22 protein-coding genes and 4 pseudogenes are annotated in these 21,971 nt (G+C 62.6%); 3 read left to right on the top strand and 23 right to left on the bottom strand.

Annotated features, from left to right (window positions below):
• Positions 1-55 precede the first annotated feature (55 nt).
• The 5 genes and pseudogenes from ACFQT0_RS13925 to ACFQT0_RS13905 all read right to left on the bottom strand — a co-directional run bounded on the left by ACFQT0_RS13925 (position 56) and on the right by ACFQT0_RS13905 (position 4,568).
• Complete coding sequence (locus ACFQT0_RS13925) at positions 56-1,384, bottom strand: gliding motility-associated C-terminal domain-containing protein (RefSeq protein WP_380203596.1); 1,329 nt, start codon at positions 1,382-1,384, stop codon at positions 56-58.
• 343 nt (positions 1,385-1,727) lie between these two features.
• Positions 1,728-3,116, bottom strand: coding sequence for a hypothetical protein (locus tag ACFQT0_RS13920; protein ID WP_380203594.1), 1,389 nt, complete (start codon positions 3,114-3,116; stop codon positions 1,728-1,730).
• A gap of 602 nt (positions 3,117-3,718) precedes the next feature.
• Positions 3,719-3,919, bottom strand: a complete 201-nt coding sequence (locus ACFQT0_RS13915) for a hypothetical protein (RefSeq protein WP_380206169.1) — start codon at positions 3,917-3,919, stop codon at positions 3,719-3,721.
• 59 nt (positions 3,920-3,978) lie between these two features.
• Positions 3,979-4,080 (bottom strand): annotated as a pseudogene (locus ACFQT0_RS13910) (DUF952 domain-containing protein); the annotation flags it as partial.
• 101 nt (positions 4,081-4,181) lie between these two features.
• Positions 4,182-4,568 (bottom strand): hypothetical protein, encoded by a 387-nt coding sequence (locus ACFQT0_RS13905; RefSeq protein ID WP_210517140.1) that lies wholly within the window; start codon positions 4,566-4,568, stop codon positions 4,182-4,184.
• A 155-nt stretch (positions 4,569-4,723) separates the two neighbouring features.
• Between ACFQT0_RS13905 and hppD the strand changes: the two are divergent.
• Both hppD and ACFQT0_RS13895 read left to right on the top strand, forming a co-directional pair.
• Positions 4,724-5,858: pseudogene (gene hppD, locus ACFQT0_RS13900) on the top strand (4-hydroxyphenylpyruvate dioxygenase).
• Between the two features lie 213 nt (positions 5,859-6,071).
• Positions 6,072-7,403 carry a phospho-sugar mutase gene (locus ACFQT0_RS13895; protein ID WP_380203592.1) on the top strand — a complete coding sequence of 444 codons (1,332 nt, stop codon included), beginning with the start codon at positions 6,072-6,074 and terminating at the stop codon, positions 7,401-7,403.
• Here the strand turns inward: ACFQT0_RS13895 and ACFQT0_RS13890 are convergent.
• From ACFQT0_RS13890 to ACFQT0_RS13830, 13 genes and pseudogenes are all read right to left on the bottom strand, one after another.
• Positions 7,337-9,313 carry a hypothetical protein gene (locus ACFQT0_RS13890; RefSeq protein ID WP_380203590.1) on the bottom strand — a complete coding sequence of 659 codons (1,977 nt, stop codon included), beginning with the start codon at positions 9,311-9,313 and terminating at the stop codon, positions 7,337-7,339. The two genes, ACFQT0_RS13895 and ACFQT0_RS13890, sit on opposite strands and share 67 nt — an antisense overlap.
• Positions 9,231-9,878 carry a hypothetical protein gene (locus tag ACFQT0_RS13885; RefSeq protein ID WP_380203588.1) on the bottom strand — a complete coding sequence of 216 codons (648 nt, stop codon included), beginning with the start codon at positions 9,876-9,878 and terminating at the stop codon, positions 9,231-9,233. The genes ACFQT0_RS13890 and ACFQT0_RS13885 overlap by 83 nt, the downstream gene beginning before the upstream one ends.
• A 437-nt stretch (positions 9,879-10,315) precedes the next feature.
• Positions 10,316-11,476 (bottom strand): ABC1 kinase family protein, encoded by a 1,161-nt coding sequence (locus ACFQT0_RS13880; RefSeq protein WP_380203586.1) that lies wholly within the window; start codon positions 11,474-11,476, stop codon positions 10,316-10,318.
• A gap of 67 nt (positions 11,477-11,543) precedes the next feature.
• Positions 11,544-11,768, bottom strand: a pseudogene (locus tag ACFQT0_RS13875) (AarF/UbiB family protein); the annotation flags it as partial.
• 364 nt (positions 11,769-12,132) lie between these two features.
• Positions 12,133-12,606, bottom strand: coding sequence for a phasin family protein (locus ACFQT0_RS13870; RefSeq protein WP_380203584.1), 474 nt, complete (start codon positions 12,604-12,606; stop codon positions 12,133-12,135).
• A 267-nt stretch (positions 12,607-12,873) separates the two neighbouring features.
• Positions 12,874-13,794, bottom strand: a complete 921-nt coding sequence (locus tag ACFQT0_RS13865) for an alpha/beta hydrolase (RefSeq protein WP_380203582.1) — start codon at positions 13,792-13,794, stop codon at positions 12,874-12,876.
• A 162-nt stretch (positions 13,795-13,956) separates the two neighbouring features.
• Positions 13,957-14,616 carry a hypothetical protein gene (locus tag ACFQT0_RS13860; RefSeq protein ID WP_380203580.1) on the bottom strand — a complete coding sequence of 220 codons (660 nt, stop codon included), beginning with the start codon at positions 14,614-14,616 and terminating at the stop codon, positions 13,957-13,959.
• Positions 14,583-14,969 (bottom strand): hypothetical protein, encoded by a 387-nt coding sequence (locus ACFQT0_RS13855; RefSeq protein ID WP_380203578.1) that lies wholly within the window; start codon positions 14,967-14,969, stop codon positions 14,583-14,585. Before ACFQT0_RS13855 ends, ACFQT0_RS13860 begins: the two co-directional genes overlap by 34 nt.
• 239 nt (positions 14,970-15,208) lie before the next feature.
• Positions 15,209-15,877: a YggS family pyridoxal phosphate-dependent enzyme gene (locus tag ACFQT0_RS13850; protein WP_380203576.1), complete on the bottom strand. Its 669-nt coding sequence runs from the start codon at positions 15,875-15,877 to the stop codon at positions 15,209-15,211.
• 113 nt (positions 15,878-15,990) lie between these two features.
• Positions 15,991-17,052 carry a VWA domain-containing protein gene (locus ACFQT0_RS13845; RefSeq protein ID WP_380203574.1) on the bottom strand — a complete coding sequence of 354 codons (1,062 nt, stop codon included), beginning with the start codon at positions 17,050-17,052 and terminating at the stop codon, positions 15,991-15,993.
• Positions 17,053-17,149: 97 nt separating this feature from the next.
• Positions 17,150-17,881, bottom strand: a complete 732-nt coding sequence (locus ACFQT0_RS13840; protein ID WP_380203572.1) for a hypothetical protein — start codon at positions 17,879-17,881, stop codon at positions 17,150-17,152.
• On the bottom strand, positions 17,844-18,020 hold the full coding sequence (locus tag ACFQT0_RS13835; RefSeq protein ID WP_380203570.1) for a hypothetical protein: 177 nt from the start codon (positions 18,018-18,020) through the stop codon (positions 17,844-17,846). Before ACFQT0_RS13835 ends, ACFQT0_RS13840 begins: the two co-directional genes overlap by 38 nt.
• On the bottom strand, positions 18,011-18,961 hold the full coding sequence (locus ACFQT0_RS13830; protein ID WP_380203568.1) for a DUF58 domain-containing protein: 951 nt from the start codon (positions 18,959-18,961) through the stop codon (positions 18,011-18,013). Before ACFQT0_RS13830 ends, ACFQT0_RS13835 begins: the two co-directional genes overlap by 10 nt.
• Before the next feature lie 36 nt (positions 18,962-18,997).
• Here ACFQT0_RS13830 and ACFQT0_RS13825 point away from each other — a divergent pair.
• Positions 18,998-19,336, top strand: a pseudogene (locus ACFQT0_RS13825) (DUF4296 domain-containing protein); the annotation flags it as partial.
• Positions 19,337-19,411: 75 nt separating this feature from the next.
• On the opposite strand, the gene ACFQT0_RS13820 reads toward ACFQT0_RS13825, so the two are convergent.
• The 5 genes from ACFQT0_RS13820 to ACFQT0_RS13800 form a co-directional block, all read right to left on the bottom strand.
• The gene (locus tag ACFQT0_RS13820; protein ID WP_380206021.1) at positions 19,412-19,756 is read right to left on the bottom strand and encodes a tRNA-binding protein; all 345 of its coding nucleotides are present in this window, start codon (positions 19,754-19,756) and stop codon (positions 19,412-19,414) included.
• A 42-nt stretch (positions 19,757-19,798) separates the two neighbouring features.
• A complete protein-coding gene (locus ACFQT0_RS13815; RefSeq protein ID WP_380206020.1) occupies positions 19,799-20,353 on the bottom strand; it encodes a DUF922 domain-containing protein in 555 nt (184 codons plus the stop codon).
• A gap of 151 nt (positions 20,354-20,504) precedes the next feature.
• Positions 20,505-21,317 carry an MATE family efflux transporter gene (locus ACFQT0_RS13810; RefSeq protein WP_380203566.1) on the bottom strand — a complete coding sequence of 271 codons (813 nt, stop codon included), beginning with the start codon at positions 21,315-21,317 and terminating at the stop codon, positions 20,505-20,507.
• Complete coding sequence (locus ACFQT0_RS13805) at positions 21,308-21,511, bottom strand: hypothetical protein (RefSeq protein WP_380203564.1); 204 nt, start codon at positions 21,509-21,511, stop codon at positions 21,308-21,310. Before ACFQT0_RS13805 ends, ACFQT0_RS13810 begins: the two co-directional genes overlap by 10 nt.
• Positions 21,505-21,873 (bottom strand): MATE family efflux transporter, encoded by a 369-nt coding sequence (locus tag ACFQT0_RS13800; protein ID WP_380203562.1) that lies wholly within the window; start codon positions 21,871-21,873, stop codon positions 21,505-21,507. The genes ACFQT0_RS13805 and ACFQT0_RS13800 overlap by 7 nt, the downstream gene beginning before the upstream one ends.
• Positions 21,874-21,971 lie beyond the last annotated feature (98 nt).

Here is a 21,971-nt window from a genome sequence, read left to right as displayed (position 1 = left end):
GGTGCCTAATTGTCGGGGGAGGAAGCAGGCGGGGCGGCTCCGCGCGGCGCGTTGGTTAATACAGAACCGTCAGCGAGCCGGTGTAGGAGCGGCCCAGCGGGCCCTTCGTCACGAGCACGTAGTAATAGGTGCCGACCGGGGCGGGCTGACCGTTGATGTCGCCTTTCCACCCGTTGGCTCGGCCGTAGCTGGTGGCCGAAAAGACCCGGTTGCCCCAGCGGTTGAACACGTTCACGGTATTGTCCGGGAACTGATCTATGAACTCAATCTCCCAGGTGTCGTCGCGGCCGTCGCCGTTGGGCGTGAAGGCGTTGGGGATGCGGATGGGCGGGCGCACGGTCACCGTTACCTGGTCGGAGGAGGCGCAGCCACCGGTGCCACCGGTGAGCGTGTAGGTGGTGGTCACGGCGGGCGCCGCCCGGGGCCGCAGCGGGTCGTTGTCGGGGAAAGTGAGCCCCGTACTCGGGGTCCAGGTCACGGGGTAATTGCCGTCGGCGCGGCCTTCCAGCCGCACGGAGGTGCCGGCCAGAACCTCCTTATCGGGGCCGGCATCCACCATCGGCGGCATAACGCGCACGGTTATGCCATTGGAAACAGCCGTCGCGGCCTGGCCGCACGCGTTGGTCGTGCGCAGGCGCAGCGTCACGGTCTGGCCGTCGCGCAGCGTGGTGCTGGTAAAGACCGGCCCCGTGGCGCCGGCTATGTCCGTGCCGTTGACCTGCCACTGGTAGTCGGGGGCCGGGCCTGCCCCGGTTACGCTCGCGATGCTGAAGGTCAACGGCTCGCCTGGGCACACCTGCCCGTTCGGCTGCACGGCAATGGCGAGCGTGGGCAGCGGCGGCGTGGGCGTGCGCGTCACCGCGACGGTGGCCGTGGCCGGGCCCGTGCTGCACTGCCCGGTCGAGGGCGTGACCTCCACCCGCACCTGGTCGCCGGTCACCAGCGTGCTGCTGGTGAACGTGGGCCCGCTGGCCACGGCCACGTTGTTGACGAGCCAACGGAACGTAGGCGCGGCACCCGCGTTGGTAGCCACGGCCGTGAAGGTGAGCGGCGTGCCGGGACACTGCGCGGGTGGGGCCGCCAGGGTCACGGCGGGCGTCACGACGGGCTGCACCTGCACCGCCACGGCGTTGGCAAAGGCGGTCGCACAGGTGCCGGTGCCCGACGTCACCCGCCGCCGGTAGTAGGTCGTGGCCGTGAGCGGACCCGGCGCGAACGTTTCGCCGACGGCTCCGGGAATGTCCATCCAAGTGCTTTTATCCGGCGAGGATTGCCACTGGTAAGCAAACTTACCATCGCCGCCCGTGGCCGGGGCGGTGCTGCTGAACGGCGCCACGGGGCTGCCAGCACATACCGTTTGGTCGGCAGCAATGCTTCCAGCCAACACGGGGACGGTAATCGCGACAGACGTCGTGGGGTGCGTGGCCCGCAAAAGCCCGAGGTCACCACCCGGCGGAAGTAGGTGGTGGCGGTCAGGGGGCCAGGAGTGAAATTCAGACCGTTGGCCCCGCTGATGTCGGTCCAAGTTGAATTATCCGGCGACGATTGCCACTGGTAGCTGAACTCACCGGTGCCGGCGCCGGCCGGGGCGCTGCTGGTGAGCGGCATTGGCGTCGCGCCCGCGCACAGCGCTTGGGGAGCCCCAATGCTCCCCGGGGTAGGCGGACCGGGCACGAAAATGCTGCCGTTAACTTCGCGGCAGAAGCAGGCTTTGGTGACGCGTAAGGTTAAGTTGTAGTAGCCGGCAGGTGCCGGGAAGGTAAATACGGGGTTTGCCGCCGCCGAAGTGCCGAGAACGGTCCCGTCCGGCTTTTTGAATATCCATTCGTAAGAATCCGGGTTGGGCACGGGCGAGTTGGCCTGAAAGGAAATCTCCCGGCAAGCCGTGAACTTGAACGAGAAGCCCACGCGCAGCAACGAGGTTTGGCTGAAGTTGGGCAATCCCAGGCCGCTGCGGCGGCCCCCAACTGCACGCCGTCATCGACATAGCGCGCATTGGCCCCCAGCGAGTCGGGGTAGCTGATGAAGCCCAGCGCGGGCTGATTTTCGCGGGCCACGTAAATCTTGCCATCGGGCGCCGCCTGCAGGGAGCCCAGGTTAACGGGGGCCTTTTGCTGGAGCGGAAGGACTTGCTTGCTGGCCGGCACGTTGCCGACATTCAAATCAAATTGCAGCAGCTGGGTAGGGCTCAGCGCGGTGGCCAGCACGGTGGCGTAGAGCCGGCTGCGGCTAAACGAAAACTCGACGCCGTAGTAAGGGCCAGCCCCGCTCTCGATGACGCGGCGGTTGCTGACCTTGCCCGTGGCTGCATCGAAGTCGAATAGCTCAACGGTACTGTTATTACTATCGCCCGGCGTTTCGCTGAAGCGGGCCACGGCCAGCCGTTCCCCGTCGAGCGACGCTTTCATTTGGCCGCGGTAGCCCTGGGCCGCGGCGCTCGGTGCATGCAGCGCTCCGATGGTTGAAACCACCGGAATATTATCGACGCCAGTCGGCCTCACGCGGTACGCCAGAAAAGAATCACCCCGGTTCTCATAGCCGGAAGTCGCCGTTCCCCAACCGTGCACAATTATCCAAACATCGCAGCCGTCTTTATGCAGCACACCCGTCATCTTTTCAGTAGTACCCAGGGTGAGGCGCTGGTTCTTGGTGGCCGCAACTACATCGCCCTGGCCCCCGGGGGGAATAACAATTTCGGAATAGCTTAAGCCCTTGGGGCCACCCTGCGCATCTTGGGTAAAGAGGTAGTAGCTCGTAGGTCCTCCAGAAGTGATTGGGCTGCCCGGCTTGCGGATGGCCAACGGGCCGTCAGTGGTCAGGCGGTTGCCGTCCAGCCCAGTCCCGTTGGGCATCGCGGCATGGTTACGGCTCCAGACGGTTTCGCCGTTGCTGTAGAAGAGAATCTTGCCGTCTTTATCCGACATCACCCCGGAGCCGGCGGGGGCATCCATCTGGCCATCGGTTAGCGCCGAGGGCGGAATGGAGTCCGTGGCCGCGTTGAAGTCCAACCCAGCCTTATAGCCAAAATACCATTGATTGATGGCCCTATCGTCCTGGTTGCACTCGCGGGTCTGAGCCAGGGCGGTGGTGGCCGCGCCGGCTAGCAACACCAACATGAAGGCCAACGTGAGTAGCCAACCAGCAGCCAATTGCACCCGCTTGGCGGGCATTTTTACACTACTGTTAACCAATGATTTGGTATTTGGGAGGAGTGATATACAGAACTTGAATATGGCAGGATAAGGTAGCTCTGCGGGCATAGAAGGATAAGTAAATTGGCGAACCGGTAGGCGGGCTCTCCGTAAGAAGCAGAGCCAAACACCGCATTTGAAGACCGGAACTTAGTGGGGCTGGCCACTTCTAAAGGGGCATTACCAGCCGGTTTAAGTAAAGCTACGCACAGCCAGCTTGGTTGTTGCGCAAGGCAGTGCCTGATTGATTCTGGAAGCCACAGCCAACTGCCCGCCCGGCCCGGGTTAGCTTTTTAATCCATTTTTTGTGTTATCGAGACTCCCAACCCTCGTTTGCTCACCACAAAAGGTGTACCATAGGCCGCGAAGAGGAATGCGAAAAATTGGTGGGCTGATGTAGAAACGCAACTCATCGCGTCTCCGGGACCGCGCCGTTTCGGCATGGTCCACCGCCGATACTCGCTGGTTCGCGTCTCTACACCGCTCGCATTCCTCTCCGCGACGAGTATAACGCCTGCAAAACGTCACTACCCCGCTCCCCTACCCGACAGATCAGGCGGCAAGCAAAAGGTGCCCTGCGCATCCGCGGCAAAGGGCCACACGCGCCGCACGGCCGCCAGCGGCACCGGCCCAAATACGTGGGCAAATGCCTCCCCACGAGAGGCCACCCACTCGCGCTCCACGCGTACGCCGGCCGTGGCCAGGGCCGCTTCGTCCCATTCCAGCAAAACAAATCGGCCCGCCCGGCATAATACCGGCGGGCCGTTTCGAGTATCTGGTGCTTTTCCGAAGAATGAATAAAGCCTTCGGCTGCTAAATCGGGGCTGGCAAAAAAGCCGGTTTGCTGGGCTTGCTGCCAGTCGGCAGGTTCGGCAATGCGGTATAACACTGTGTTTAATGAAGAATGAGGAGTGAAGAATGAAGATTACCCAGGCTGAAATAAAGCCCAATTCTTCATTTTTCACTCCTCATTCCAAATTAAGCGAAGCGTTACGCCTTCCATAGTTCCTGCTGCACCTGCTTGCCGACGGTGAGCATGATGCGCACAGGGTTAGGTATCAGCGTGATGCGGGCTTCCTTGCCGGGGTACTTCTCCGAATCGACCCACACGCCTTCTTTGGGCGAGGGCGTGGAGCCGGGGTTGCTGGGCAGGTAGGCCGTGGGCAGCAGCACGTCGGTGTCCGACTTCAGGTCGGTGTGCACCTTGTCGAGCGCCGATTCGAGGAAGTCGCCGTACTCGTCGTTGAAGTCGTCCTCCAGGTCGTGCAGGGCTTCTTCCACGTCGTCGTAGCGGGCGTCGTCGTAGGTGAGGGTGTGCAGCTCGGCCTTCTTTTCAATCAGGGCCACAAGGGCGCGGTTTAGTTCTTCGGTATTCATGGGAGCGCTAAGGCAGATGATTGGGCACAAAAATGGGGATGATTTGCTAAACACACGCCGCGGCCCGCTATCATTTTTTTTGCATCGGCCTACATTATTTCCGAAACCGTATTTTTACCCGACCATCCCCACCCCTCACCCACCCCGTCCCACCCATGCAAACCATGACCTCGCCCGAAGTGCTGGCCCAACCCGCCCAGGACTTCCTGCCCCTGAAAGGCACCGACTTTGTTGAATTTTACGTCGGCAACGCCAAGCAGTCGGCTTACTACTACCAGGCCGCTTTCGGCTACGAGCCTGGTGGCCTACGCCGGCCCCGAAACAGGATTGCGCGACCGCGCCAGCTACGTGCTGCAGCAGGGCAAAATCCGGCTGGTGCTCACCACTTCCCTCCTGCCCGATTCCGACATCACGCGGCACGTGGCCCAGCACGGCGACGGCGTGAAGGTGATGGCCCTGTGGGTGGACGACGCCCGCAAATCGTTTGAAGAAACCACCAAGCGCGGCGCCCGCGTGGCGTTCGAGCCCTACACCATCGAAGACGAGTACGGCTCCGTCACGCTGGCCGGCATCTACACCTACGGCGAGAGCGTGCACACCTTCGTGGAGCGCACCAACTACACGGGGCCCTTCATGCCGGGCTTCGTAGCCAAGAAAAGCCTGGTGCCGCAGGGCACGCCCGTGGGCCTGCTGCACGTGGACCACTGCGTGGGCAACGTGGGCTGGGGCGAAATGAACACCTGGGTGAAATTCTACGAGGACGTGATGGGCTTCAAGCTCCTGCTCACCTTCGACGACGAAGACATCAGCACCGAGTACTCGGCCCTGATGAGCAAGGTGGTAAGCAACGGCAACGGCTACGTGAAATTCCCCATCAACGAGCCGGCGGAAGGCAAGAAAAAATCGCAGATTGAGGAGTACCTCGACTACTACCACTCGCCCGGCGTGCAGCACATCGCCATCGCCACCAACGACATTCGCGCCACCGTGACGGAGCTGCGCCGCCGCGGCGTGGAATTCCTCTCGGTGCCCGGCACCTATTACGACGACCTGCTCGACCGCATTGGCGCCATCGACGAAGACCTGGCTTCCATCAAGGAGCTCAATCTGCTCGTGGACCGCGACGAGGAAGGCTACCTGCTGCAGATTTTCACCAAGCCCGTGGAGGACCGGCCCACTGTTTTCTACGAAATCATTCAGCGCAAAGGCGCCAAGAGCTTCGGCAAAGGCAATTTCAAGGCCTTGTTCGAAAGCATTGAGCGCGAGCAGGCCCTGCGCGGCAATTTATAGGTTGAATTATCCGTAGAGACGCATATTTGCGTCTTGTCACTGAACGCGGGCCCCGGCCAACGCTTCAACGACAAGGCGCCGATATGCGTCTCTACATTTCCTGCCCTCACACCTTTCCCTTTCCCATGGCCCTTTCTCCCGAAATCCAGAAGACCGTTGATGCGTGGCTCACGCCCGACTACGACTCCCAAACCCAGGCTCGCAATCCGCGAAATGGTGGCCAGCGGCCACCACGAAGCCCTGACCGACGCCTTCTACCGCTCCCTCGAATTCGGCACGGGCGGCCTGCGCGGCATCATGGGCCCGGGCTCTAACCGCATGAACCGCTACACGCTGGGCATGGCCACGCAGGGCTTGTGCAATTATTTGATTCAGAGTTTTCCGGGCCAGGAAATCAAGGTGGCCATTGCCCACGACAGCCGGAACAACAGCGCCGAATTTGCGCAAATTGCGGCCGGCATTTTCTCGGCCAATGGCATCATCGTGTACTTGTTTGAGGCGCTGCGCCCCACGCCCGAGCTGTCGTTTACCATCCGCGAATTGGGCTGCCAAAGCGGCTGTGTGATAACGGCGTCGCACAACCCCAAGGAGTACAACGGCTATAAAGTATACTGGAACGACGGCGCCCAGGTGGTGGCCCCGCACGACAAAAACATCATCATCGAGGTGAATAAAATCACCAGCGTCGGCGAGGTAAAATTTGAAGCCGACCCCTCGAAAATCATCAGCATTGGGCAGGACCTCGACGCCCGGTATTTTGCCCGGGCGCGCCAGCTCAGCATCGACCCGGCCGCCATTCGGCGCCAGCACGATTTGAAGATTGTGTACACGCCCATCCACGGTTCGGGCATTACGCTGGTGCCGGGCTTGCTGCGGGAATTCGGGTTCACCAACGTGAGCATTGTGGAAGCCCAGGCCACGCCCGACGGCAATTTCCCCACCGTGCAGTCGCCGAACCCGGAGGAGAAAAGCGCCATGCAGCTGGCCCTCGACCAGGCCCAGGCCCAGGACGCCGACATCGTGCTGGCCACCGACCCCGACGCGGACCGCGTAGGCGTGGGCGTGAAAAACGACAAGGGCGAGTGGGTGCTGCTCAACGGCAACCAGACCGCTGCCCTGCTCACCTATTACCTGCTCTCGGCCCGCCACCGTGCCGGCCAGACCACGCCCAAGGACTTCATCGTCTACACCATCGTGACGAGCGAAATCCTCGGCGACATCGCCCGCGCGCACAATGTAAAAAGCTACCGGACACTCACGGGCTTTAAGCACATCGCCGGCCTCATCCGCGACCTCGAAGGCGTGGAAACCTACATCGGCGGCGGCGAGGAAAGCTACGGCTTCCTCATCGGCGACTTTGTGCGCGACAAAGACGCTGTGTCGGCCTGCGCCCTGATTGCCGAAATGGCCGCCGTGGCCAAGGACCAGGGCCGCACCCTGTACCAGGAAATGGTGCAGATGTACGCGCAATACGGCCTCTACGTGGAAGACCTGATTTCGCTGACCAAAAAGGCCAGCGCGGCGCCGAAGAAATCCAGGAAATGATGGCCGGGCTGCGCGCCAACCCGCCCGCCAGCATCGCCGGACTGAAGGTGGTGGAAATCCGGGACTACAAAACCGGTAAAATTCACGACCTGCACACGGGCATATCCACCGATACAGGCCTGGAAAGCTCCAACGTGCTCCAGTTCATCACCGAAGACGGCAGCAAAATCTCGGCCCGCCCCAGCGGCACCGAGCCCAAAATCAAGTTCTATTTCAGCGTGAAGCAACCGCTGCACTCTGCCGTGGATTACGACCTGGCCACGCGCCTGGCTCAGGAGAAAATCGCGGCCATTATTGCTGATATGAAGCTGCAATAGCGCGCAAGGTTTCGCAGAGTTAAAGGGAAGTCTCGCAAAGTTTGGCAAAACGTCAAACTTTGCGAGACTTCCTTTAAACTTCGCGAAACCTTGCGCGCTACAGTCGGACCCCAATGCCCGGCCCAAGCAGGTAGAACCACTTGCCCACGCCCAGCAAGCGCCCCCGCCGAGGTACAACGGGAACGTGAACTTGGCGTCGCGGCGCGTGGGATACACCGAGCCGAGGATGACCACGCCCAGGTCCCGCTCGCTGGTGGCAGTGGGGCTGAGGTTGAAGGCGTTGAGGGCCACGAAGCCGGCGCCGATTTTATACGGCCGCAGCCGGTTGATTTTGTCGGGGCTGTAAAAGCTAAGTTGAGCCAGCGTGGCTAGCGAAATACCGCCGAAGTTGCCGTAGCCTTTTTCATCTTCGCGGCGGGTGAGCAGGCCGGCCGGGAAGCTCACGTCGATGTCGAACTTGTAGCGGCGCTTGAGCACGAGTTCCACCGTCTGGGTGTAGCCTGGTTCAGAATAGGGTCCGGTTTGGTGTTTCACCGTGACGAGGATGCGGCTCCAGTCGTCGAGGTCGTAGGTTTTGCGGCCCAGCAGGGAGTTCAGGCTGAGCGGGTCGGTGCGGCACTGCTTGTCGGTGTAGAAGGCGTACCGGGGCGAATTGTCGCCGGGGCAAACGACGACGTTGTCGACGTTGCGCATCTCGATGAGCTCGCCTTTGCTGTTGAGCGTGCGCACTTCGAAGCTCAGAAACTGCTTGCCGTAGAGCTGCTCGCCCTGGTCGATGCCGTTGGGGTTAAACTGAAAAACGACGTCACGGATGGTGCCGTTGTACAGCACCGGGCCGCCGAGGCGGGTAACGGGCCGGGTGGCCTCGCCGTAGCTCACCGACACAAAATCGAGCGGGTGGGGCCGCTGGAATTCCCGCACGCTAATGGCGTAGCCGGTGGGCTGCCCCGCGTTGTAAATCGTGCTTTTGCGCTTGGAAAAATTCACCGGCACCATCACCCGGTACACCAGGCGAGCGTCGGTACGCACCGACGAATCGGAGGGGATAATGGGCAGGTCTTCGAAGGACATGCGCGCCTTTTGCAGGCCCTCGCCTTCGAGGCGCACGTCCACCATTTCGCCAGGGCTCACGCTGAGCGACGACGTCCATTCGCCGCCGCGGTGCAGCACCTGCACGCTTCGCACCACGGTTTGGGGCGTGATATCGAGGTTGGTGATGTAGCGGGCCACGTCGTTTTCCTTGATGTAGAGGTAGCCGGCGGTCTGGCGGTGGGTGTTGTAGGGGCGCAGGTAGCAGAGCACCCGGTCGTTGCTCAGGTACTGGCGCGTGTACACTTCGGCGATGAGGGAGCCGCCGGGCTCTTCCTGGTCCTCAATGCGGTAGGTGCGGTGTAAATCGAAGCTGCGGCCGTTGTCCAGAATCAGCTCAACGCCGCGGCGGCGGCTCACGTCGTCCATGGTCACGCTGCGCTGGTCGGGCGACAGGAACTTCAGGCGGCTCCCTTTCACGTTAAACTCCTGCCGCAGCACGGGCAGCTGGTAGCTCAGGCGGCTGCCGCTCAGCAAGGTGGGCCGCTCGGTTTGCAGCTTCACCAGCAGCGTGCGTTGGCCCAGCCTGGTTGGGCAGCACGTGCAGCCGGAGCAAGCCGCTGGCCTCGGCCACCACGCGGTAGTCGAAGTCGGTACCGCGCACCCACTCGCCGGTGGTGCGCACGTTGCGTGCGTTGGAGCTGGTCAGCTCAAAAACTTTTTCCTCACCCACAAACAGCTCGGTATCCGCTACGCGCAGGGCCAAAGTCGTGCGCGTCAGCGGCAGCAGCGGCACCACTTGGCGGCGCGGCTCCCGGCCCGCCGAATCGGACGGCTGCTCCACCACCAGGCGCAGGAAGTGGCCGGTGGTGAGATTCTGAAATTTGAGCCGGGTGCGAAAGCTGCCATCCTCTTCCTTGGTCAAGGAATCAAGCTGCGCATAGTCGGGCGTGCGGCGCAGGCGCAACGGGCGGGAGCTGGCGGGCGTGGCCGGGTACAGGCGCAGCTCCACGGTTTCATCGTCGCGCCGAAACCAGAAATACTGCGTGGCCACGCCCTGCACAGGCACTGTATTTCGGCTCAATAAGTAAACGGCCGTATCGGTACGGATGCTTACGTCGCGCAACACCGGCGAGTCCGCCGAGCTTTTTGGGCCATTGCCAACCGAGGAATCCCCCCAATAAAATGCCACAAACGGCCAGAATTACACGGAAGCGTATCGAATAAGGCATTCAACTCAACCGGGGCGGACATACAGCCCCGTGCCGCAAAGGTCGGTGCAGCCAAGCTCGACTACAATGGCTGGCTTACAAATTAGAATGCGCAACGCTGCGTGGAACCTCACCCCCGGCCCCTCTCCAAAAGAGAGGGGAGCCGGACGGCGCGGGAATGTAGCGCGGACTTTCAGTCCGCGCTCAAAAGGTGTAGCAGGCATTCCGCGGACTAAAAGTCCGCGCTACTTGTACCCCGCCGTGGCTCCCCTCTCTTTTGGAGAGGGGCCGGGGGTGAGGTTCCACCAGCCGTAAGGTCCCGCCACTATGAGGTCCAACCGACGCGCGCACACTCCTACTCCTTCGCCCGCCGCCCGGTGCCGAGCAGCATCAAAATAAGGAGTACGAAGCCCGTGGCGCCCAGGCTCCACCACGTTATTTCGGGCACGCCGCGGCGGTAGGGCATGTCGGGCGAGTAGCGGCCCATCAGCGAAAGACCCGAAAAGATGAGCCCGCCCACGCTCAGCAGCGCCAGAATGGTGCGGCTCACCAGCTGGTCGGCTTTGCGCAGCAGCGTGTTGTAGCCCACTAGCTCAAATTTCAGCCGCAGCTCCCCTTTGCTGATTTTGCGCACAATCTGGCGCACATCCGAGGGCAGGGTTTGGAGCAGGGCCAGGAGCTGGGTGCCGGTGTATTCGGCCTCGCTCAGCAGGTTTTGGCGGGAGTACTGTTCGCGGATAATCTTGGCGCCGTAGGGCCGCACAAACTCAAACGTGTTGAAGTTGGGGTGCAGCACCTTGCCGATGCCTTCCAGAATGACCAGGGCCCGCAAAATGAGGAACACCGCGCCCGGCACCTGCAGCTTGTAGTTGTAGATGACGGTTTGCAGGGCATCGGCCAGGTCGCTCATGCTCATCTCCTTCACGTCGAGCGAGGCAAAGTCCTCAATCAGCAAGCTCAGGTCGGCCTCGAAGGCCCGCATGTCGGGGATTTCGGCCGTGAGGGCCAGGCGCCGGAAGTTGAGCGCCATGCTGCGGGCGTCCTGCCGCGCCATGCCGATGAACACCCCCGCAAAGGCGTATTTCTGCTGCTTGGTGAGCCGGCCCACCATCCCAAAGTCGATGAGCACCACCGTGCCGTCGGGCTGAACCAGCACATTGCCCGGGTGCGGGTCGGCGTGAAAAATCCCAAACTCAAAAATCTGGGTAAGGTAGATGTCCATGCCCGTTTCGGCCACGGTGGCGGGGCTCAGGTTCCAGGCCAGCAGCTGCGCCTTGTCCGTAATTTTGCAGCCGCTCACAAACTCAATCACGAGGATGCGCTGCGTGCTCAGCTCCCGAAACGGCTTGGGAATGTAAAACGTGGGGTAGTCTTCGTAGAGCTTGCGGAACTGCTCCATGGACCTCGCCTCGGCCGTGTAGTCCATCTCCTTGCTCATGCTCCGTTCGAAGGCATCCACGATGTCCTGGGGGTTGGACAGACCCTGCTTTTGCAGGAAACCGGCCGTGAGGCGCACCAGGCTCGCGCAGCAAGGCCAGGTCGGAACGCACTTTCTCGCGCACGCCGGGGCGCTGCACCTTCACTACCACTTGCTCGCCGGTGAGCAGGCGGGCCTTGTGTACCTGCCCAATGCTGGCCGAGCCCAGGGTAGTGTCCTCAAATTCGCTGAACACCTCCGTGATGGGACGGCCCAGTTCTTCCTCAATTATCTGGCGGGCCGTGGCCACGTCGAAGGGCGGCACGTTGCTTTGCAGCTTCTCAAATTCGTCTATCAGGCCCTGGGGCAGCAGGTCGGCCCGGTTGCTCATGGCCTGGGCCAGCTTGATAAACGTGGGCCCCAATTCCTCGATGATGAGGCGCACCCGCTCCCAACGCGTGGTTTCGAACACCTGGCGGTCGGCCCGCTGCCAGCTCAGGCGGCGCGCCTGGCTAACCAAGCGGCGCAACGGCGTGGTAGTCACCACATCCTCAAACCCGTAGCGCAACAACACCTCGGCCACCTGCCGGATGCGGGTGAGGTTGGAAATCGTGTTTTTAAACATCGACAGTGAAAGTAGTGCGGCGGCGCGGCAACTAGCCGGTCAGCACGCCAGCCGCCCCAGGGCGGCGACGAACAAAAGCCCCGTTCACGCGACGCAAACGGGGCTTTTAATTGGGAAACGACGCGGAAGCTTATGCTTGCTCGCTACCGCCTGCGGAGGCACCGGCCGACGAAGTCGACTTCTTGGCGGCCGGCTTTTTGGCGGCACCGGCTTTGGCGGCGGCCGATTTCTGGGCCGTGCCGGCGGCGCTGCTCACTTTGTCGGCTACTTTTTTGGTAGCGCCGGCAGCTTTGCTGGTGGCGCTGCTAGCTGGCTTAGCCGCGGCTTTGGAGGCAGGCTTCTTGGCGGAGGGCTTGCTCTTGGGCTTCGATTCGCCCAGGCCTACCGACCGTTTGATGCTTTCGGACAAGCCCTGGAACTGCTTTTCGAGCTCGTGGCGCTTGCTTTCGCCGCTTTTCATGAGCTCGTCCACGATGCGCTTGCCCTCTTCCTGGGTCATCTTGTTGTCCTTCACCAGCTTCTCGATGGTGCTTTGTACCGTCTTGCTGCCCTGGGCAATGTAGCCAACGCCAGCATTTACGAACTTCTTAAACAAATCTTCCATGGTAAAAAATGGATTGGGGTGAAAAATAGTAACAGGGGAAGTGGTTGAACTCAAACAGTTTGACCAACATATTTAGTATGCAAGCCGACTATTATTGCTGCAAACCTACGAAGACTATGCAATATAGTGGAGTTGTGTACGCCGCTTTTAGTGAAAAGTAGTCTTAATTACGCAAAAACAAGAATTATTTTTCTGCAGCACAGGCAGATGGCTTCTTCAATTCACTTTTTGTTCGCATGAATCTGCTTAGCGCTTTCCCCTCCTAGCTCACGCAGCCCGGCGGCGCGCTACCGGCCGGCGCGCCTCCTCAACGGGCAACGTCGCCGAAACGGCCCGGGGTTCTTCCCAAAGATGATTCAGGAAGGCCGCTATTTGGTCGAGGGCCTGCCGGGCCTCGGGCACGATGCGCCAAAACAGGTGCCACCAATGCACCAGTCCCTCAAAGGGTTGGAGCGTGACCTTGACCCCGGCCGCCCGGGCTTTGTCCACGAAAGTCACCACGTCTTCGTACAGCACTTCGGCCGTGGAAATCTGGATGAGCAGCGGCGGCAGGCCGTGCAAATCGGCCTGGGCCGGCGAGAGCAGCGGGTGCGCCAGCGAGGTTTTGTGGGCGTAGAGTGGGCCCCAGGTCCGCATTTGCAGGGCTTCGAGCAACAGCCCCTCTTCGCGGGCCACGCGGCGCAGGGCCGTGATGGGCAGGTTCAGGTCGGTCCAGGGCGAGAGGCCCACGCCGGCGGCGGGCAGGGCCTCGCCGGCATCGCGCAGGGCCAGTAGCAGCGCCAGGGCCAGCCCGCCGCCGGCCGAGTCGCCGGCCACCACGATGTCGTGCGCCTGGTGGCCGTGGCGCAACAGCCAATGGTAGGCGCGCTTGGCATCCTCCAGCGCCGCCGGAAACGGGTGGTCGGGCGCCTTGCGGTAGTTGATGGTCAGGATATTGAGCCGGCAGCGCTGGGCCAGGCTGCCCACCAGGCTGCGGTGGGTATTGAGCGAGCCCAGCACGTAGCCGCCGCCGTGCAGGTACAGCATCACGCGGGTGGAGTGGGCAGCGCGGGGCCGCACCCACTCGGCGTCGAGGCGCTTGTCCAGCTTCAGGCTTTCCAGGTGCACACCCCATGGCATAAACTGGAACAGGGCGCCGGCCTCCATGGCCAGGCGCATGGCCCCCACGCTGGGCTTGCGCCGCGCCAAGGAGACGCCGCCGCCGTAAGGAACTGCTTGAGCAGCAGGTGCTGAAAAGAGGGCATTGGGTGGGATGAATGCGGGAGGAGAGTAGCGCAGGGCAGCCTGAAAACGTCCAATTTCGCCAGCTCTTGGCCGGACGTTCTCATTTGTTTTTCAACAACAGCAACCCTAGGATTTGTGCCCAAGCTTGTTGTGCCGATATCCCTTGATGGCCAACGGAATCCAGCCCAACAAAGGGATGAAATAAGCCAGCGTGAGGGGATTTCGCCACAGCATACGCAGCCAGGCGCCCGGACGGTCGAGTTTCATGCGAAAGTCGCGGCGGCCTTCCTTCAGGTAAAGCCGCTCAAACTCGGTGAAAGCGGCCGGCCAGGCAAAGGGCAGGAAAAAGGGAAAGAACCGACGGTTTTCCTTCATGCGCTGCCACAGCTCGCCCCAGCGGTAGGGCTTTTGGCCGTGGGCCAGCACGGCGGCATCCAGCTCAACCTGCATTTTCTGGCGAATCTGCTCCGACAGGGCCAGATAATCTTCGCGGGTGAGCTCGTCGACGGGTTTGTCGGTGAGGTCGGAGGGCCGGATGCGGGTGCCCATCACGAAGATGAGCTTGGCCGGAAAAGCCAGGTAAAAGGCCCAGGGCTGCACCAGCACCAGCAACAGCAGCAGCGTGATGGGCAGAAACGGGATGCCGATTTTCTTGGTGTAGTGGTTTACCCAGGGGATGCTATAGGCGTAGGGGTTGAGGTACTCGGCGTTGATGGTGTAAAACGGCACGATATCGGTGCGGTGCAGCAAACTCAGGCGCACCATGCTGGTGGCCAGGCGTTGCACTGGTACTTGCGGTTGAACCCCTTGCCGATGCCCGGCACGCCCTCGGGGTACAGCATCAGGTTGTGGTCCTGGTAGTACATCATGGTTTCGAAATTCAGCGTGGTGGCATCCACGGCGCCGCAGCGCTTCCAGAAATTCCGGATGAGGTAAGGGTTCATCAGGGCCGTTTTCGAGAGCAGCGGGGCCGACAGGGGCCGCGGCAAGTCGTGAATGGACCCGTGCTTGGGCAGGTACCGGAACAGGTGCGACAGGGCCACGATGGCATCCCAGGGGAAGGCCATGCCGGAGTGGTTGCTGGCGAAAATCAGCGGCCGGTCGGGGTTGTTGCGCTGCGGAAAGTTCTCGAAGCCCACCAGGCTCGGAGCGAAACCACACGCGGTCGAGCAGCTGCAGGATGTTTTCGTCCACCGTGCGGGTGAATTCCTCCTCAAAGTAGTCGTCGTAGATGTGCTGGTTCGCCTGAATGTAGGGCGGAGGCGACGTAGCAGAAGCGGCAGAGGACATAAGCTGAAAAGCGGCAGACGGAGGAAAGATAGGAGAATTTCGCCTGCCGCCCGGGCCGCTCCTGCCCCACCCTTGGGCAGCGGGGCGCTTAGCCCCGGCTGCCGAAGATGGCGCTGCCCACCCGCACCAGCGTGCTGCCTTCGGCCACAGCCAGCGGATAGTCGCCGCTCATGCCCATGGAAATCTCGCTGAAAGCCGGCTCCGAGGCGAAATACGTGGTTTTCAGCTGCTCAAAGTAGCTGCGCAGCTGCTGGAATTCCTGCCGCAATTGGGTTTCGTCGTGGGTAAAAGTGGCCACTCCCATCACCCCGGTCAGGCGCACGTGCTGCAGCTGCCGGAACTCTTCCGACGCCAGAATTTCTTCGGCTTCCGAGAGGCTTAGGCCTGATTTGGTTTCCTCCTGGGCGATGTGGAATTGCAGGAGTCCGTTGATGATGCGGTTGTTCGCGGCGGCATGCTTGTCCAACTCGCGCAGCAGTTTGAGGCTGTCGATGCTTTGCACAGTATGCACGAAGGGTGCCAGCAGCTTCACTTTGTTGGTTTGGAGCTGGCCGATGAGGTGCCACTCCACGTCCGCGGGTAGTTGGGGCTGCTTGGCGGCCATTTCCTGCGGGCGGTTTTCGCCGAAGATGCGGGCCCCGGCGTCATACGCCTCCTGGAGTTTCTCGACGGGGTGCGTTTTGGTAACCACAACCAGGCGGGCGGCGGTACCGGTTAGCTCTTGCTCAGTGCGGTGGATGTTTTCGGCGATTGACATTATTTAAGACGAGTGAAATAAACCGTCATGCTGAGCGCAGTCGAAGCATCTCGCGTGCAGTCACTAATCCTGACGATTGGTTTACTGCTGCTAGCGAGATGCTTCGGCTGCGCTCAGCATGACGCTCCTTTAATAACAATGAACTCCGTTAATCCTCCAGCGGGTTGCTCAGGAAGGTGCTGCGCAGCGCCAGCCACAGCACCCAGAGGCCAATGGCCAGCCACAGGTACGGCGGGTAAAAGTCCTTGGTATTGCGGAAGCGCAGCCTGCTTGATTTCCGATTTTTCGAGGCGGTTGATTTGCTGGAATACCTGGCGCAAGCCGGGCGCATCGGTGGCCCGGAAGAACTGACCTTCGGCAGCGGCAGCGAGCTGGCGCATGGTGGTTTCGTCGAGTCGGGTTTGCACGTAGCGGGTGCGGCCGGCGGCATCCTGGCCGTAGGGCACAAAGCCGTCTTTGCCCAGCCCGATGGTGTAGATGCGAATGCCGAAGGCGTGGGCCAGGCGGGCAGCCAGCAGCGGGTCGAGGCTGCCGGCGTTGCTCTCGCCGTCCGAGAGCAGGATGCACACCCGCGAGCGGGCCGTGGACTCGCGCAAGCGGTTGGTGGCCACGCCCAGCGCCGTGCCAATGGCCGTGCCGTCGAGCTTAATCATGCCCACGCGCAGGCTGGCCAGGTGCTCGCGCAGCAGGTCGTAGTCGGTGGTGAGGGGCGCCAGGGAATAGGCCTCACCGGCAAAGGCCACCAGCGCCAGCCGGTCGCCCACGCGGGTTTTAAGGAAATCGGCGGCGATGCGCTTGGCCGCTTCGAGGCGGTTGGGCCGCAGGTCCTGGATTTCCATGGAGCCCGACACGTCGAGCGCCAGCACGATGTCGATGCCGCGGCCGGACTGCTCCACCCGCTCGTCGGTGCGCTGCGGGCGGGCCAGTGCCACAATGCCGAAGTTCAGGGCGAGGCCCAGCACCACATCGGGCAGGAAGCGCAGGGCCGCCACCCAGTCGCGCCGCACCGGGCCGGGCGCAAACGCCACGCCTACCTGGGGCCGGCGGCGGGCAAGCACCCAGCGCAGCACAAACAGCAGCGGCACCACCCCGATGAGCAGCAGCAGCCGCGGCTGCTGCCACTGATAGGCGGCCAGCGTGGTATAGCGCAGAAGGTTAAAAAGTCGTTCAAGCAACCGCGAAGGTAAGTCTGGGCGGTTCTCAGTTGTCAGTTAATAGTGAACAGTTAGCAGTGAGCAGTAACCCGGATGATAACTGTTCACTGATAACTGCTTACTGCGTCACCGAGGCGTATCGCCGCTCGGCAAACCCGCGCAGGCGCTGAAAGGCGCGGTCAACCTCGGTGGCTTCTTCGGTTTGCAGGTTGCCGTAAATCACTTTGTCCGTGGCGCTTAGCGCCTGTCGCACGTCGGTGTCGTTTTCGAAATGGACCACAATCTCGCGGGTTGTAAACGAGCTAAGGCCGCTGTTTTCGAGGTTGGATAGGTAATTTTTCCAGAGCGCCACGGCCCGTTCCACGTTGGTGGCCGAGCGCGAGAGCTCGAACCGCTCGACGTGGCGGGCAAATTGAGCCAGAAAATACCCGTGGTTTTTGCGCAGCTTGTAGGCTCGGTAGCGCCGCAAGAGGCGCCGCCGAAACAGCGCCGCACTGACCGCCAGCAGCAGTAGCACCGCCCCCGCCCCCGCCAGCCAATAAGGATAATTGAACACCGGCTCCACCGGCACCAGGGCCAGGTTCTGGCGCAGCTCTGGCAGGCCTCCCGATAGTTGCGGGGCGGCGGTGCGCAACAGCCGCACCCGGCTCGGCGACGGCGCGATGCTCAGGGTGTCTTCGCCCTGCAGAACGGCCACTGGCAAGGCCAGGGTTTGAATTGAGTCGAGGCGAAAGGTGCGCAGGTGGTAGATGGTGCGGTCGAGGCTGCGGCCGGCGCGGGTGCGCGTGGGGAAGTAGGTTTTGCCGGTGTACTCAAACGGCCCAAACGCCGCCAGCGAGTCCGGAAACACCACTTCCAGGTCGGGCGCGTGCTCGTAGCGCAGGCTCGTAGTCGATGGGCTCCCCCACCAGCACCGTCTGCTTCAGAAAATGGCCTTGGGGAACCGGCACGGGCACTGGTTGGGCTGCCGCCCCGCTGCTTAGCAGCAAGCCCAGGACGCAGGCGGCCACGCCGGTTTTCGTGCGCTTACCCACGGCGGCCCGACTGTTGACGGTGACGGAACAAGTTCACGAGCCTGGGGCACAAAGTCGCCTTCGGTACTCAGGGACACAAAGCCCGTGCGGGTGCGGCGGCAGATGTTCACCGCCTGGGTTTCCTGCTGGTCGGCGGTGGCCTCGACCCGGGCCCGGAAACCCGGAGCAGACGTATTGACCCAGCGCACCTGCCCGGTTTCGGTGTCGCGCAGTGGCACGATGCCCAGGGCCGGGAAATGCCGCTCGCGCGGGGCCAGCAGCTGCACCACTATCAGGTCGTGGCGCTGGGCCAGCATGGTCAGCTCCCGCTCGTAGCTGTTGTCGATGAAGTCCGAAATCAGCACCACCAGGCTGCGGCGCTTAATTAGGCCCAAGGCCTGCCGGATGCCTGCGCCCAGCCCCGTGCGCCGCGAAACCGGCTCAAGCGCAAACAGGCGTTGAATGAGGGCGTAGGCGGCCCGTGGGCCTTTGCCGGACGGCATGTACAGCTCCTTTTGGTCGGAAAACGCGAACAAGCCCAGCGCCGAGCCCTGCCGGGCGGCCGACAGCGCCAGCAGGCCCGCGATGTCGCGGGCCACGTCGAGCTTGCGGCGCTGGCCGTCGCCCACTTCCAGCGAGCCGCTCACGTCCAGCAGCACCAGCACCTGCTGCTCCTTCTCCTCCTTGTAGGTCTTCACGAAGGTGCCGTGGCCCTTGCTCGAGACGGCCCAGTCGATGGCCCGCACCTCGTCGCCGTACTGGTAGAGGCGCACATCGTCGACTTCGAGGCCCGTGCCTTTGAAAACGGAGTGGAAATCACCCTGCAATTGGGCCTCCACCGCTTTGCGAATGCGGATTTCGAGGTGGCGCAGGCGGCGCACCAGGGCGGTGAGAGCCGGAGGCACGGAGGGGTTCATATCGGCGAAGCTACGGCTTGGGACTAACTTTGCGCTGTGAAATCATTCCGTCGTTGCTGCCTGGCCCTGCTGCTGGCCCCTCTCCTCCTGGCTTTGCCGGCCTGCCAGCGCCCCGAAGAGCCGCCCCGGCCCGCCGACCTGATACCGCGGGAAAAGATGATTTCGCTGCTCGCCGACCTGCACGTGCTCGAAGCGCGCGTGGAAAGCAGCCGCCTGCAGGCCGACTCGTCGCGCGCTCTGTACCTGTCGCAGCAAAAAGCCCTGCTCAGCAAAAGCCAGGTGACCGACTCGGCGTTTCAGCGCAGCTACCGCTACTACGGCATCCACGGCAAGGACCTGGACGAAATTTACAAAGCAGTAATCGACACCCTGAACCAGCGCGAAAAGAAGCTCGACCCCGCCGCGGCCGCCACGCCCAGGCTCGGGAAGGCCGCCCGGCTCTGCGGGCCGCTAAATCAGCCGACTGCCGTTGGGCACCGGGCCTGCGACGCTAGCCAGCACAATGTGCCCCTCGGCGTCGGCAAAGCCGGTAACGAGGACTTCGGACCGAAACTTCCCGATTTGCTTGGGCGGGAAGTTGACCACGGCCAGCACCTGCCGTCCCAGCAGCGCCTCGGGGGTGTAGTGGTGTGTGATTTGGGCACTGGACTTTTTCAGCCCAATTTCCGGCCCGAAGTCAATGAGCAATTGATACGCCGGTCGGCGGGCTTCCGGAAAGGCGCGGGCCTCGCAGATGGTGCCCACGCGCAAGTCCACGTGCTCAAACTCGGCCCAGGTAAGGTTAGGAGAAGTCATGCGCGAAAGTAGCGCCGCCACGAGTTGCCGGTTAGCAGCAGGCTACTCAGCGGCCGCGAACGCCTCCAGCTGCGCGAGCTTCGTTTGCGTCTGCTTTTCCCAGAAGGCCTGGCGCACCGCGTTGAGGCCGTGGTTGGTTTCGGCGTCGTAGCGGTTTTGCTCCCGGTTCCACTCGGAATACACCATCTTGGTGAGGTTGTTGAACGCGGGCTGGAGCTTTTCGCAGTTCACTTTGGCCCGGAATGCCACCAGCCGCTGCCGCATGATGCGGGCGTACACCTCCGTGAGGTCGAAGTGCATCTGCTCGTGGCGCAGTAGCTGGGGCGTGAAGTTTTTGGGGTCCCGGAACCACGACGTGTTGGGGTCAAAGGTGGCCTGCACCGTGCCGGTAAACACAAAGTCGCGGCAGGCAGCGCCGGCTTTGATGTCGGTGGTGGTCAGGGCCGCCAGCTTTTCGTACGGCTTGGGCCGGCTCTGAAAATCGGCCACGGTAAGCGGGCGGGTGGCCGACCAGGTAATGGGCGCGACGGTGGGCTTAGCAGCCGGAGCGGCTTGGTTTGGCTGAGCGGATGGGCCCTGCAGCGCAGAAATGGCCACCAAAAAGGGGGTCAGAAATGAAAGCATAAACGTGGTAGTGAGGGCAAGAAGCGAGCATGGAATTGAGCTCGGCGCATTGAACACCACCGGGCTTACAAAAATTGCTCCAACAGCTCAATTTATTACCCGAGGTCTTCGCCCACTGCTCACTCTATACCGTAGCGGGCTCTTCGGCCGCAGCGGGCCGGGAGGCAAATTCCGGCTCGGTTTCGCGGCGGAAGCGCAGCAGCAGCACCACGGCCACGATGGTGAGGCCCACCAGCAGGCCCGTCCAGACGCCGGGCGCGCCCATGTGCAGCTTGAAGCCCAGAAAGTAGCCCAGCGGCAGCGCCACGGCCCAGTACGCCAGCAAGGCCACCACCGAGGGCACCTTCACGTCTTCCAGGCCGCGTAACGCGCCCAGGCCCACCACCTGCAGCCCATCGGATACCTGAAACAGCGCCGCTACCAGCAGCAGCGTGCCCGCCTGCGCCACCACCTGCGGGTCGGTGATGTACACGTACGGCACCACGTTTCGGGTCAGAATCAGCAGCAGCGCCATGGTGCCCATGAAGCCGAAGGTGAGCCAGTACGCTGCAAAGCCGGCCTGCCGGGCCGCGCGCAAGTCACCGGCGCCGCGCAGGTTGCCTACCCGGATGGTGGCCGCCGCGGCAATGCCGCTGGCCGCCATGTAGGTCATGCTGGCCACGTCGATGGCCACTTTGTGGGCCGCCTCGGTGGTTACGCCCAGCCAGCCGGCCATGAGCAGCGACAAGCCGAACGCGCCGACTTCCAGCGCCATCTGCACGCCGATGGGGGCGCCCAGGTCGGCCACGCGGCGCAGGGTGGCGCCCTCGGGCACTAGGCTCACCACGGCTTCCCGCTCGGCCCGCAGGCGCCGGGCGCGCAGTACGTATACGGCCATAAATGCGGCCATCAGCCCGCGGGCCAGGAGCGTGGCCCAGGCCGAGCCCATCATGCCCATTTCGGGGCGCCCCAGCGGCCGTACACCAGTGCATAGCACAGCAGGCCGTTCAGAACGTTGGCCAAGATGGAAAGCCACATGGCCTGCCGGGTAAGGCCCAGGCCCGCGGCAAACTCCCGGAATCCCTGGAACACCATCAGCGGAAACAGCGACAGGCTGATGACCTGAATCCAGGGGCCGGCCAGCGCTACCACCTCGGGCGGCTGCCCCAGCAGGTACAGAATGGAGGGTATCGCTGGCCCACACCGGCCAGCACCAGCCCGGCCAGCGCGCTCATCCACACAGAGGCCACCAGCAGGCGGCCGAGCTCCGGCACGTCGCGGCGGCCATCGGCGGCGGCCACCAGCGGCACAGTGCCCATGCTCAGGCCCACGCCCAGCACCAGCAGCACGCTGGTGGTGCTCACGCCCACGCCCACGGCCGCCAGCGGCACTTTGCCAATGTGGCCCACCACCACCGAATCGACGAAATTCACAAGCACGTGGCCCAGCTGCGAGAGCATGACCGGGAAGGCAAGCAGCAGCGTAGGGCGCAGATGCGGACGAAGGTTTTCCAACTTAAACAACAAAATCAACCGGCGAACTAGCCGGCCACAAAGGTACGCCCCGCGTCCCGTGGGCTAGGCCGAAAAGGTGAATTTCATCGCCGTTTCGG

The sequence above is a fragment of the Hymenobacter humi genome (assembly GCF_042665855.1).
GTDB lineage: Bacteria > Bacteroidota > Bacteroidia > Cytophagales > Hymenobacteraceae > Hymenobacter > Hymenobacter humi.
Note: the sequence above shows the minus strand (reverse complement) of the source record. Positions and strands in the feature narration are given on the sequence as shown.